The sequence below is a fragment of the Sulfurimonas hongkongensis genome (assembly GCF_000445475.1).
Classification (GTDB): Bacteria; Campylobacterota; Campylobacteria; order Campylobacterales; family Sulfurimonadaceae; genus Sulfurimonas; species Sulfurimonas hongkongensis.
On the sequence record NZ_AUPZ01000013.1, the window covers coordinates 282,032 to 293,928 of the forward strand.

Consider the following 11,897-nt stretch of genomic DNA (forward strand, 5'->3'; position numbering starts at 1 on the left):
AAAAAGAATCTAAATGGTGCATAAAAATCAATTCACCCAAATATCTTCGCTAATCCTGTTTAGTTTTTTAGTTCTAATGTCCATCAGACTAACTCTTTATAACTTCTACACAGAGGACTTTGCAGATCTAAGCACTACTGAATTTTACGCGTCACTCTTTATGGGCTTTCGTGTAGATATGATAACGATTTTTACTTTTTCTTCTATCTTTGTTTTAGCTCTAATTTTTCTTAAAAGACCTAAACACAGAGCTATAGTTGCTCTTCTTTGGGCTGTCATCTTAAACATTATCTTTGTTATTAGTTTTAGTGATGTACTTTACTATGACTATATACATAGACATATCTCAAACGAGATTTTTCATTTAGGTGATGATATGGATATTATCATCAACATGGCGTTTGGCTCTATGCTTTTTTACACTCTTGGTGCATCTCTTTTAAGTGCTCTATTTTTATACTCTGTTTATAGATTTTTCTCGCATTGTCCTAAAGAGTTTATCTCTTCAAAAAAGTTAGCCCTTTTCACCTTTATAACTATCCTAGTTATATTTCTTGGCATCAGAAACAACCTAGGAGGCAAGAGTTTTGGAAGTAGTGATGCCTTTGCGGTAAACAAAGTAAGTAGTGGAAACTTAGCACTCAATGGTTTTTTTACCATTTATAGAACTGCTAAAAAAACAGCTAAACATAATCTTATGAGTCTTGAAGATGCCATAAAGATAAGTAAAGATGCGCTAAAGACTCCAAATGCACCTTTTGTAGATAAAGAGTATCCACTCCTTCGTAAATATCCTTTTAAGAGTGTCCAAAAGTACAATGTTGTTATAATTCTTTTAGAATCTTTTGGGGCTGAGCATGTTGATGGATTTACTCGTTACAAAGAGTTAAATGTAACTCCTTACTTTAAAAAACTAAGCGAGGAAGGTCTAAAGTTTACAAACTTCTACTCAAATGGCTACCGCTCAATTTTTGGTATAACTTCTATCTTTACAGGCATCACTATTCCAGCTGGAGCTCAATATTTAGGCAAAGGTTTAGAACTCTCTAACCTCAGCTATCTTGGGAATGTTGCAAAAGAAAATGGCTACTCAACTCTCTCTATGCAAGCTTCTAACGGACGTTCATATAGAGTAGATGCAGTAAGTGCACTATCTGGTTTTGATGAATATTATGGTGCAGGAGATATGCCAAATGTTGAAGTTGTAGATGAGGGCAGAGGTCCACTCACTGGAACATACGACTTCAATATGCTTGACTTTTACCATAAAAAACTAAACACCCTAAAAGAGCCTTTTTTAAGCTTTGCCTTTACTAGCAGCACTCACTCAGATTTTTATCTCCCAAGTGCAAAATTTGAGAGATATCCACATGATCTTAAAAACTATAATGGAGCTCTAAATGCTTACATATATGCAGATGACTCTATAAAGCGCTTTATGGAGAGTGTAAAGAGTGAGCCGTGGTTTGATAGGACTATTTTTATCTTTACCTCAGATCATGGAAGCGGAGATGCACTAAATCCTATTGCAAGAAAGTATCGCCCAGATGACAAACCCTTAATGCCAATAGAACATTTTAGGATTCCGCTTATAATCTACGCTCCAAAGATTTTTCAACCAAAAGAGATTAAAACTTTAGGTGGACATAACGATATTTTTCCAACAATAGTAGATATGCTGGGTCTAAAGGCTGAGATAACAACGATGGGAAGCTCACTCTTTGATAAAGATATAAGTGAGAGATTTGTCTATTTTTACGCTGGAAATCTTATAGGTCTCATCACTAACAGTGGCTATATAAAGTACAACTTTAAAAATATAGTTGAAAAAGATGTAGAAAATGAAAATCTTATAGCTAAAATGAAGAAACTTCTTTTTGCAATAGATACAGCAGAAGCTGGACTTTTAGAAAAAAACAGGTGGACAAAATGAGGATACTAATTATTTTACCAAATTGGTTAGGAGATGCCATCATGGCTACTCCCGCCATTGAGCTTCTAGCAAAATACTATCATAACCCTAAATTTACCTTTGTTGGTAGCCATGTTAGCATCGAAGCTCTAAAGCATCATCCACTTTGCGAACGTGCCATAGTAGATGAGACAAAAAAAGCACCAAACAGATTTTTAGCTACATACAAACTAGCTCGTGAACTAGGCGAATTTCATCTGGCTATAAGCTTTAGAAACCAACTTCATGCAACTCTTCTTTTAAGATTTAGCAAAACAGTTACTTGCATCTCAAGACGCTCATGGCACTCCATGTTTTTACTCTCTCACACTCCAAACATCAAGACCAATCAGCATCTTGTAAAACAGTATGCCAAGCTTGCGATGTGTGATGTTGATAGTTGGGATGGAGAGGCTTTAAAACTAAAGCTCTATATTGAGCCAAAACTCTTTGATAAACCAACTTTAGGAATAAACGCAGGTGCCACTTATGGAAGTGCAAAACGCTGGTACCCAAAAAGGTTTGCAGAGGTCGCTCGTGAGTTCTCAGATAGATACGATATCATAATCTTTGGCGGACCAAATGAGGTTGATGTAGCGAATGAGATAGAGTCGTATTTAAAATCTTTCAATATAAATAACTACAAAAATCTAGCGGGAAAAACAGATATAAAAGAGCTTTGTGCAAACATAGCAGGCTGTTCTTTATTTGTCACTAATGATAGTGGTCCTATGCACGCCGCAGCTGCATATCAAGTACCTACAGTTGCCATTTTTGGACCAACAAGGCACAAAGAGACTTCACAATGGATGAATGAAAAAAACTCCCTTATAAGACATGAGATGGAGTGTTCACCTTGTATGAAGCGAGAGTGTCCACTTAAACATCATGAGTGCATGAAGAGCATCACGTCTTTAGAGGTTATAGAGACAATCAAGGGCATGGATACCTAAGTGTATGATTACCTCATAATAGGAGCGGGAGCAGCAGGCTGTAGCATCGCTCATTTTTTAAAAAAAGCTGGAAAAAATGTAGCCATCATAGATAGAGATGGCGTTGCTTCAGGTGCCAGTGGTGCTGCTGGTGCATTTCTCTCCCCACTTGCAGGAAAGAAAAATCTTTATAACTCTTTTGTAAACGACTCACTTAGCTTTTCTTTAGACTTTTATAAAAAACTATCAAGTGAGTCTCTTATAAAAAGAGGAGTTTTGAGAGTTGCAGATAAAAACTTCTCAAAAGAGACTCTAAATGAGTTAAAAAATGAACACTACTCATCAAAAAAACTTCAAACTCTTTGTAGTGATTTTAAAGAGATTGAAGGCTTTTTTTATAAAAATGCTGGACATATAAATCCAGCTGAGATTTCAAAGAAAATGATAGCGGAATGTGACTTTTACAAAAAAGAGATAGTAGAGCTAACATATAAAGAAGGAGTATATGAAGCTGATGGAGTAAGAGCAAAAAGCGTCATACTAACTCAAGGGGTAAGTAGTTCCTTAGTTGATGCTCCATATATAGAGATAAACCCTATTTTTGGACTAAGACTAGATGCAAAAACAACTACAAAAATCCCTTTTAATATCCATAAATCTATCTCCATCTCTACAAATAAAAAAGATAACACTATAGCCATCGGAGCTACTCAGCAAAGGCACGACTCTACTCAAATGCTTTGCAATACAAGTTGTGATAAATGCAGTTTTTACGTAGATGATCAAAAGGCACAAGTTGAGTATCTTCTAAAAAAAGCATACGAGCTAATAGAGTTAAAAGATTTAGAAGTTATAAAAACATACAAAGGTGCTAGAGCTAGCATAAAGAGTTATTTTCCTGTAGTTGGAGAGCTTATAGATTATGAGGCTACACTAGAGAAACATCCATCTATAAAAAATGGAACAAAAATTCCAAAAGAGTCTCTACTCTACCATCAAAACATCTATATCATAAATGCTTTAGGCTCAAGAGGTTTTGTTTTTGCTCCATACTTAGCAAAGATTTTGAGCCAATACCTCTTAGAAAAAAAAGAGATTGCTGATGAGATATCAACACAAAAATTATTTTTTAAGTACGCTAGAAAAAAAAGAGATTAAAAAGCGAATCTTACCCCAATATAAGCAGATCTATTATAATTTATATCTCCGCCTTTGTTACTATCATAGTTAGTATCTATTGATCTATACCCAACAGTTACATATCCATTAGTGATTAACTCAACATCTAAGGACACACGGTACTCTAAAAAGCTTTCTGCGTCTTGCATTGATAGAACTTCAGGTGCATAATATGCAGCTCCCTTAAGATATAGTGGAATCGCACCATTAAGTATTTTATAAGTAGCTTCTATTCCTAGTGGAATACTGCTAAAGTTTTTAGTCCCATTTAATTTAATACCCAGACCTAAAACTAAGTCTGAAGATCCAACTCTTTTTTGCATAAGAAAGTTAGCTTCATAATAGGCATTCATGTCACCATTGTCATTAAAATCACTATGATCTTCATCGCCATGAAGTATCTTAGCACCTATAAAAACAGTATCAGGATCAACTGCTTCATTGAACTGACCCATATCAACTTTTGCACCAAATTCTAAATCTTTATCGTTAATATTTAGCTCTACATTGTGCATTGCAAAAGCAGAAGCTGCACAAAGTGCTATTAGTCCAAGTTTTTTTAACATGAAGTTCCTTGTATTTTTTGGATTGTTTTTGTTGTACTTTTGCCATCGACAAAACCAACAAGCTTTAACTCACAAGCAAACTCAGTTCCAACTACATCCTTCCCCTCATAATCTCCACCTTTTACAAGAGTATAGGGTTTTATCATCTTTATAAGTTCATAAGGAGTATCATCTTCAAAAGGGACTACAAAGTCAACTGCTTCAAGAGCTGCAAGTATATAAGCTCTATCTTCGGCAAGATTTACAGGGCGATTTGGTCCTTTAAGTCTAGAAACTGAGGCATCTGAATTTAGTCCAACTATAAGCACATCTCCGAAGCTTTTAGCCTCTTGAAGATACTTAACATGACCAACATGTAAAATATCAAAACAACCATTTGTAAAGACAATCTTTTTGCCATTTGCTCTATAACGTTCTACTATTTTGTTTATATCTTCAAAACTCTTTATATGTGCATCTGAGGTGCTCTTATGCAGAGTGGCTTCATACTCTTCTATCTCATCAAGTGTAACTGTAGCAGAACCTAGCTTTCCAACGACAACGCCAGCAGCAAGGTTTGCAAAAGATGCTGCATCTTCAATGCTTTTTGAAGTGCTAAGAGCAAATGCAATAGATGCAATAACCGTGTCTCCAGCACCAGTTACATCAAAAACCTCTTTTGCTACAGTGGCAAAACGCTTTAACTCATTTTCATATGTAGCTATTCCACCCTCTGAGAGTGTTATTAGTGAAATATTTAGATTTACTTCATCTTTAAGTTTAACAAGAGCCGCCTCTAAGGATTCATCATCTTTTATATCTATATTAGTGGCTAGCATTGCCTCTTTTTTGTTTGGAGTCAAAAGATATGCACCTCTATACTTTGAGAAGTCATTTCCTTTTGGATCTACTAAAACCTTTACACCATTTTCATTTGCCAAAGTTATAACGCTTTGACAAAGTGAAGCTGTTAAAACCCCTTTGCCATAATCAGATAAAATCAGTGTATCAAAAGAAGCAATATTTTTAGTGATGGACTCTATTATCTTAAATGTGCTCTCTTCTTTTATCTCATCTTTACTCTCTTTATCATATCTTAGTATCTGCTGACTAACTGCTATGATACGACTCTTTTTAGAGGTATTTCTTCCCTTTTGAACTATAATATTTGAGCTATCAACGCTGATGGCACTTAGCATCTCTTTTAGTTCAACTCCATTGTCATCATCGCCAATAACACTACAAACACTCACATCAGCACCAAGAGCTTTTAGGTTGTTTATAACATTTCCAGCCCCACCTAAAAGGGTAGTCTCCTTAGCGATATCTACAACCTGAACTGGCGCTTCTGGAGAAATTCTCTCACAGCTGCCCCATAAGTAGTGATCTATCATCAAATCACCGATAACTAAAATCTTTGGAATATAGTTTTTAAATGCGTTCATTATTTGACTTCTTGCTCATAGACTCTTTTTATCTCGCCTACATAATCTTTTATAGCATCTTCCATCTCGTAGGCTGGCTCATACCCTAAAGCCTCTTTTGTGCTCCCTATATCAGCCTCCGTATGAAACTGATAACTTCCAACAAAAGGATTGGGGATATACTCACACTTTAGGTTAGTTCCTAACTCATGTTGTAAAATATCAACTATGTCTTGAAAGCTTCTTGGCACTCCTGTTCCTACATTATAAATGCCACTTTTTTTTGTCTGCATCGCTTTTATATTGGCTTGAATCACATCTTCTATGTATATAAAATCTCGAAGTATCTTGTCACTTCCCTCAAATAGTTTAGGATTTTTACCTGCTAATATCTGATGCCCAAACTGTAAAACCATAGATGCAGTAGTGTTTTTAAAATACTCCCCCCTTCCATAAACATTAAAATATCTAAGCCCAACTATAGAGATATCACTCTCTTTTATATACTCACGACTTAAGTTATCCATACTGAGTTTTGAAAAACCATAAACATTGTTTGGTGCTTCTCTTCCTACTATCTGAGGTGACTTGGCATTACCGTAAGTTGCAGCTGAAGATGCGTAAATCATATTTGCACCGTGTCTGATGGCAAGTTCTAAGAGATCTTTATAGGCATTTACATTTGTTTTTATCATCAAATCTTGCTCTTGTGCAGTAGTATCAGAGATAGCTGCCTCATGAAAGATATAATCAAACTTGTAGTTTATTTCCAAATCCAGAAGTAAATCTTTATCATTAATATCTCCACTTATTATCTCTCCACTAAATCCTATAAGGTTTTTAAAATGTCCAAAACTCTTTAAATTTCCATTTGATAGCACACAAGAGCTTCTAAAGCTATCAAGAACAACTACTTTCGCATCTGGATGGTTGTTTTGAAAGTAAAAAGCTAAGTTTGAACCTATAAATCCAGCTCCACCTGTTATTAAAATCGTTTTGTCTTTTAAATCATCTTCTATGTATCTCATCTACTCATCCATTATCATATTATTTTAATAAAATGATACACTATCCTTCATTAACAAGTATTTAAGACTCAACGCACTATAATTGAGCCGAAAATTAATCTTTAAGGAAAAAAAATGAAAAAAATCGTAATCGCTACAGTAGCTTCTTTAGCATTAGCAACAGCATCTATGGCAGCAGTAAACGCAAAAGCTTGTACTTCTTGTCATGGTGCTGACTGGAGTAAGGCAGCTCTAGGAAAATCTAAAAATGTCTCTGAAATGACACACGCTGAGATTGCAGCTTCTCTTAAGGGGTACAAAGATGGTAGTTACGGTGGTCCAATGAAGGGTCTTATGAAAGGTCAAGTAGCTAAATACTCTGACGAAGAGTTAGAAGCTTTCGCACAAACAATAGGTAAATAATTTATCTTCGAAACTGCTCTTTTTGAGCAGTTTTTTTAACATACTTCACATTTTACTTTACAAATTTCTTATTATTCAGGTCGATACTCTTTTTTCAAAGCTTTTTTCTTTTGCTCTTGTTTATATGCATCATTTAGTTCATCTTCTCCATCGAACTTTGCTGCATTTAAAAACTTCTCTTCATCATCGAACTGTCCACTTTTTATGGCCCACAAAAATGCAAAGAGTGCGATAGCTCCCAAAAAGATGGAAGCCCCTAGCATCATAGCTATTACCCAGTTACTCATTCCTCACCTTTATATTATTTTTGTTTAAATTTGTATTTTATTCTCATAGAATTGCCTACAACTAAAAGAGAACTAAGAGACATCGATATTGCAGCTACAAGCGGGATAACATAACCAGCCATAGCAAGTGGAATAGTAATGGCATTATAGACTAAAGATATAAATAGGTTTTGCTTTATAAGCCCAAAAGTTATTTTACTAATCTTAAATGCATCTCTTAGTGAAGTTAGTGAGTCATTGAGTAAAACAACATCGCCAATCTCTACAGCTATATCGCTTCCACTTCCCATCACAATCCCAATATCAGATCTTGTAAGTGCTAGGATATCATTAACTCCATCCCCAACCATCACAACACTTCTATTTTTTGCATGAAGAGACTCTATAAACTTAGACTTATCTTCTGGAGTTTGCTCATAGTACAATTCACTAATTCCAACTCTGCTTGCCACGCTTTTAGCACTCTTTTCATTGTCGCCTGTTAGCATAACGACACTTATATTTCTCTTTTGCATCTCAGCTATAAGCTCTTGTGCATCTTCTTTTATCTTATCACTTAACTCATATATGCATACAATTTTTTTATCAATAGCGAAGTAAAAAACCGTATTATCGCTTGCAAAATCCATATTTATCTCATGTTTCTCTAAAAGTTTAAGATTCCCGCCAAGTATCTCTTTGTTTTGATATTTTGCTTTTATACCACAAGCTGGTATTTGAGAAAACTCGTCAAATAAAACTTCTTTTAAACTCTCATCCTTACTCTCTAAATATCTACAAATTCCAGATGCAACGGGATGCTTTGAGAGCTTTACAAGAGAGTACAACAACTTTTTGTCAAACTCTTCAAAAATATTTTCTCTTACAACCTCTGGCTTTCCAACAGTTATAGTGCCTGTTTTATCAAGAACTAAAGTATCAACCTTTGCCATAGTCTCAATTTGGGCAGCTTCTTTAAAGAGGATGCCCCTTTTTGCACCAAGATTTAGCCCAACAAGCGTAGCAACTGGAGTAGCAAGAGCTAAAGCACAAGGGCATGCTATAATAATAACCGAGATACCTATCATAAAAGAAGTCTCAAAACCATTACCCATTACAAACCATACAAGAAATGTTAAAAAACTAAAGCCGAGTATGATGGAAGAAAAATGTTCTGAGAGTCTGTTTGCAAGCTGTTGTATTTTTGGTTTTTTATTTATTGCAGATTCAAGTAGAGTAACAAGATTTGAGAGGGTTGAGTGTTTAAAGTCTTTTGTTGCACGAAAATAAATATCTGCATCTATACTTGTTGTTCCACTAATAACAGTGTCCCCAATATTTTTATATATCGGTTCACTCTCCCCTGTTAGGTTAGACTCATCAAAAGATCCTTGACCTTTTATAATTTTTCCATCAAGCAAAACTCTCTCACCTGATGAAACAACTACAATATCTCCAACTTTTACATTCTCTAACTTACAAGCAACAATAGTATCACCTACCAATATCTTAATCTCACTAGGAATATTTCTACCGATAATATCTAGAGTATCTGCCGCATTTTTCTTACTTAAAACTTCTAAAAATTTTCCTATCAATACAAAAGTTATAATCATACTAACAGAGTCAAAATATGCCTCTCCATACTCTGTTACAGTAATATAGATGGAGTATATATATGTAAGTAAAGCCCCAGTTGCTACCATGAGGTCCATGTTTACAACTTTGTTTTTCAGTCCATAATATGCACCTCTAAAGAAAACCCATCCACTATAAAAAAGTACAGGAGTAGCTAGAATCCATTCAGCAATATTTAAAATCGTCTTAATATCTTGAGTGATTCCTGAAAAATATCCAGCATATTGAGCCACAGCTATCCACATAATATTCATAGATGCAAAAACTGCTACTGCCATCTTTAAGTAGTATGCTCTTCTCTCTTTATTTGCATAATCTTCTTGTACTGAAGAATCATAAGCAAAAGCATCATACCCAATAGAGCGAATCATCTCTATAATAACAGATAGTTTTACAACATCTTCTGCCCAGACTACAGTTGCTTTATTGTTAGTAAAGTTGATATTTGCTTCTATAACCCCATCCATCTTATGAAGAGCTTTTTCATTTAACCAGACACAGGCTGAGCAGTGAATACCTTGTATAATAAGTGACACTTCATTAAACCCATCACTATTTATCTTTACAAAAGTATCTCTAAAAGACTCACTATCAAAAGATGATGAAGATTCGAACTTCTCAAGAGGAGGTGACAGTTTTATATTTGCAGTTTTATCATAGAAGCCATTAAATCCTTCATCGCTAAGAAGTTTAAAAACACCCTGACAACCATTACAGCAAAAGTAGTGATCATTATCTTTTATCATAACAGTCTCATCAAATTCAAGATGACAATGACTACAAGCTACTTTATTTGACAAGTTCAAACTTTCCTAAAGATCTATTTTTTACTATATTTTTGGATAATTCAACCAAACCATTCATACAGATATATACACCATTTTGAGGTTTTGCTTTAAGAAATCCTATAGCCATACCAAGATTAAGTGTAGCTTCTATATTATCTACCTCAAAAGGTCTCATAGCACCTGTAAGTATAATTTTTCTATCTTCAAATATCTCAGATAAAAATTCAGCTGTAATATCCATAGTATCAGTTCCATGAACTATTATAAAACTATTATCAACAGACTCCATTATTATGCTTGCTAACATCTTTCTATCGCTCATATCCATATCAAGACTATCTTTATAAACTACACCAGCTAGGCTATAATCAAAATCAGCACTTTGCAAAATTTTTTCTATAACTTCATTATTATAAGGTATCTCTAACTCTCCGTTTTTGGAGTTGTATATTTTATTAAATGTTCCACCACTATTTAGAATTAACATCATAAATATCCTTGAGTTTTGAGATGATTTTACTTGCTTTTGATACTTTAATACTCTTTGATTCATCAAAAAGATAAGTACACTTCAAACCAGCAGCAAGCCCTGCTTCTATATCTCTTTCTTTATCCCCTATGATAATTGACTTAGATAAGTCTATATCCAAGTCTTTGCTTGCCTGAATGAGCATGCCAGGATTTGGTTTTCTACAACTGCATTTGCCAGAAATTTTAGGATGATGTGGACAATGATAGACTTTTGATATAACTATATCTTGCTTTAAAAACTCACCTATCATCCAAGAAGTTAAAATTTTAAAATCTTTTTGCGTATAATAACCCCTTGCAATTCCAGATTGATTTGTTACAACAACTATGATAAATCCAAGTTGTTGATAGTATTTACATACTTCAAATATGCCATCTATAAACTCAAAATCTTCTATCTTGTGTAGATAGCCTTTTTCAACATTTATAACACCATCACGGTCAAGAAAAAGTGCCCTCTTCATAGACTATTTTGCTACACCTTCGCCAAATATCTCTTTTTCGATAATATCACAAAGTATATGACCTATAAGTATATGAGACTCTTGTATTCTAGGAGTAGCATCTGAGGGAATGATGATAGCAACATCAGCTAACTTTGCCATCTCTCCGCCATCACGTCCGACCAAGGCTACTGTTTTGATATTTTTTTCTTTTGCTACCTTAAAAGCGTTGATAATATTTAAAGAGTTTCCTGATGTAGATATGCCTATGAAGATATCCCCATCTTGCCCCATACCCTCTAGTTGACGAGAAAAAACTTTATCATATCCATAATCATTTCCAATAGCAGTAAGATTTGAAGTATCAGTGGTAAGAGATAAAGAAGGCAAAGATGGTCTATCAAAACCATATCTGCCTACAAGCTCAGCAGCGATATGTTGTGCATCAGCAGCACTACCACCATTACCAGCTAAAATAGTCTTATTTTTGCATCTATATAGTTCTACACAAAGTTTAGCTACTTGCTCAATTTTGCCTAGCAACTCATCATTTTCATAGATAGCTTTTTTTGTTTCATAAGATTTTTTAATCTGATCTTTTATATATTCTTTCATATAATATCCTAAAATAATATTTGAAATAATACCATAATAAGCATAACAAAGCATTTAGTAATCGTAGTCTTGACATCATATATTTTAGAAAGAGATGTGAAGCTTTAAAATTCACAAAATGGTGATTTCTAAACGTTTAATTATTGTTGTTGTAA

General features: G+C 34.4%; 12 protein-coding genes. 4 read left to right on the forward strand and 8 right to left on the reverse strand.

The genetic code is table 11. The annotated features are described in order from the left end of the window. Positions 1–13 precede the first annotated feature (13 nt). From M947_RS21735 to M947_RS21745, 3 genes are read left to right on the forward strand one after another with little or no spacing between them, the layout of a single operon-like run. The gene (locus tag M947_RS21735; RefSeq protein WP_021288270.1) at positions 14–1,933 is read left to right on the forward strand and encodes an LTA synthase family protein; all 1,920 of its coding nucleotides are present in this window, start codon (positions 14–16) and stop codon (positions 1,931–1,933) included. After that, a complete protein-coding gene (gene waaF / locus M947_RS21740) occupies positions 1,930–2,904 on the forward strand; it encodes a lipopolysaccharide heptosyltransferase II (RefSeq protein WP_021288271.1) in 975 nt (324 codons plus the stop codon). The genes M947_RS21735 and waaF overlap by 4 nt, the downstream gene beginning before the upstream one ends. Further along, the gene (locus M947_RS21745) at positions 2,905–4,041 is read left to right on the forward strand and encodes an NAD(P)/FAD-dependent oxidoreductase (RefSeq protein ID WP_021288272.1); all 1,137 of its coding nucleotides are present in this window, start codon (positions 2,905–2,907) and stop codon (positions 4,039–4,041) included. Here the strand turns inward: M947_RS21745 and M947_RS21750 are convergent. The 3 genes from M947_RS21750 to rfaD are packed head-to-tail and all read right to left on the reverse strand — an operon-like array spanning position 4,038 to position 7,059. Continuing rightward, positions 4,038–4,628: a YfaZ family outer membrane protein gene (locus tag M947_RS21750; protein ID WP_021288273.1), complete on the reverse strand. Its 591-nt coding sequence runs from the start codon at positions 4,626–4,628 to the stop codon at positions 4,038–4,040. The two genes, M947_RS21745 and M947_RS21750, sit on opposite strands and share 4 nt — an antisense overlap. Then, on the reverse strand, positions 4,622–6,052 hold the full coding sequence (gene rfaE1 / locus M947_RS21755) for a D-glycero-beta-D-manno-heptose-7-phosphate kinase (RefSeq protein ID WP_021288274.1): 1,431 nt from the start codon (positions 6,050–6,052) through the stop codon (positions 4,622–4,624). The genes M947_RS21750 and rfaE1 overlap by 7 nt, the downstream gene beginning before the upstream one ends. After that, a complete protein-coding gene (gene rfaD / locus M947_RS21760; protein ID WP_021288275.1) occupies positions 6,052–7,059 on the reverse strand; it encodes an ADP-glyceromanno-heptose 6-epimerase in 1,008 nt (335 codons plus the stop codon). The genes rfaE1 and rfaD overlap by 1 nt, the downstream gene beginning before the upstream one ends. Positions 7,060–7,173: 114 nt before the next feature. Here rfaD and M947_RS21765 point away from each other — a divergent pair, with 114 nt between their 5' ends. Next, on the forward strand, positions 7,174–7,461 hold the full coding sequence (locus M947_RS21765; RefSeq protein ID WP_021288276.1) for a c-type cytochrome: 288 nt from the start codon (positions 7,174–7,176) through the stop codon (positions 7,459–7,461). 71 nt (positions 7,462–7,532) lie between these two features. On the opposite strand, the gene ccoS is transcribed toward M947_RS21765, so the two are convergent. From ccoS to gmhA, 5 genes are read right to left on the reverse strand one after another with little or no spacing between them, the layout of a single operon-like run. Then, the gene (ccoS, locus tag M947_RS21770) at positions 7,533–7,748 is read right to left on the reverse strand and encodes a cbb3-type cytochrome oxidase assembly protein CcoS (RefSeq protein WP_021288277.1); all 216 of its coding nucleotides are present in this window, start codon (positions 7,746–7,748) and stop codon (positions 7,533–7,535) included. Between the two features lie 14 nt (positions 7,749–7,762). After that, the gene (locus tag M947_RS21775) at positions 7,763–10,165 is read right to left on the reverse strand and encodes a heavy metal translocating P-type ATPase (protein ID WP_021288278.1); all 2,403 of its coding nucleotides are present in this window, start codon (positions 10,163–10,165) and stop codon (positions 7,763–7,765) included. Next, positions 10,155–10,643, reverse strand: a complete 489-nt coding sequence (locus tag M947_RS21780; RefSeq protein ID WP_245541264.1) for an asparaginase domain-containing protein — start codon at positions 10,641–10,643, stop codon at positions 10,155–10,157. Before M947_RS21780 ends, M947_RS21775 begins: the two co-directional genes overlap by 11 nt. After that, complete coding sequence (gene gmhB / locus M947_RS21785) at positions 10,624–11,148, reverse strand: D-glycero-beta-D-manno-heptose 1,7-bisphosphate 7-phosphatase (protein ID WP_021288280.1); 525 nt, start codon at positions 11,146–11,148, stop codon at positions 10,624–10,626. The genes M947_RS21780 and gmhB overlap by 20 nt, the downstream gene beginning before the upstream one ends. Before the next feature lie 3 nt (positions 11,149–11,151). Then, the gene (gmhA, locus tag M947_RS21790) at positions 11,152–11,742 is read right to left on the reverse strand and encodes a D-sedoheptulose 7-phosphate isomerase (protein ID WP_021288281.1); all 591 of its coding nucleotides are present in this window, start codon (positions 11,740–11,742) and stop codon (positions 11,152–11,154) included. Positions 11,743–11,897: the final 155 nt, after the last annotated feature.